This window comes from Kitasatospora sp. NPDC007106, from assembly GCF_040634455.1.
GTDB lineage: Bacteria > Actinomycetota > Actinomycetes > Streptomycetales > Streptomycetaceae > Kitasatospora > Kitasatospora arboriphila.
The window spans coordinates 1-1067 of sequence record NZ_JBEYFP010001441.1; the positions used below are offsets into that span (position 1 = coordinate 1).

General features: G+C 70.8%; 1 protein-coding gene. It reads right to left on the bottom strand.

The features are described 5' to 3' along the window. Positions 1 to 65: 65 nt before the first annotated feature. Positions 66 to 1067 (bottom strand): fatty acid--CoA ligase family protein (locus tag ABZ641_RS39125; protein ID WP_359989491.1); only part of this gene is annotated, 1002 nt, incomplete at its 5' end.

Sequence of the window (1067 nt, forward strand, 5' to 3'; positions counted from 1 at the left end):
GCTGCCGCCGCTGACCACCGCGACCTTCGGCACGGCCGGCCCGTCGGACCGCTCCGGCAGCGCGCTCACGCGGCGCTCCGGATCTTCTTGAACCGGTCCGAGTGCTGGTCGGCGTCGGAGATCTCGACGACCACCGGCACCTTGAACGCCTCCAGCCGACGGCCGCAGTGTTCGCGCACCGCCCGGACGACGTCCGCGCGCTCGGCGGGAGCGGCGAGCTTGACGGTCGCCTTGACGACCATGCCGGTCACGTGGCTGGGCCGGCCCGAGACGGTCGCCTCGGCGATGCCCGGGATCTCCAGCAGGACGTTCTCGACCTCGCTGGGGTACACCTTCTCGCCCGCGACGTTGATGATCTCCGACTTCCGGCCGAGGATGCGCACGTACTCGCCGTCGGTCTCCACCGCGTCCTGGGTGTTGAAGTAGCCCTCCGCGTCGAACGGCGCCGGCGCGTTGAGGTACCCGAGCATCGCCATGTCGGAGCGGATCCACAGGATGCCGTCGACGATCCGGTGGTCGAAGCCCTCGCCGCCGAGCTTCACCCACAGGCTGTCGTCGCTCTTCGACTTGGTGGGCATGATGCCCAGCTCGGACAGGCCGTAGGTCTGCTTGAACCGCACCGCGGGCAGCGCCTTCTTCAGCGCCTGCAGGGTCCGCAGCGGCATCGGCTCGGTGCCGTAGGTGATCAGCCTCAGCGCACTGACGTCGTGGCGCTGGTACGCACCCGAGATCAGCAGCATGTTGAGGAAGGTCGGCGTGGTGGGCAGCACCTGGACCCGGTGGGCGGCGACGGCCGCGCAGACCGTGTCCGCCGTCCGCTCGGCGACGGTCACCAGCGTGCCGCCCTGGCTGAGGGTGTGCAGCAGGGTGTTGATGCCGCCGATGTGGTCCAGGTTCAGGAAGGCCAGCGTGCGGGCCGGCCGGGTCGGCTCGCCGTACTTGGCGAGGATCCTGGAGAAGTCCAGCACGGTCGCCTTCGACCGGCCGGTGGTGCCCGAGCTGAACAGCACCAGGCCCGGCACGCCCGCGGCGCGCAGCCGGCCGTACAGCTCGTGGCCGGCCGTGCG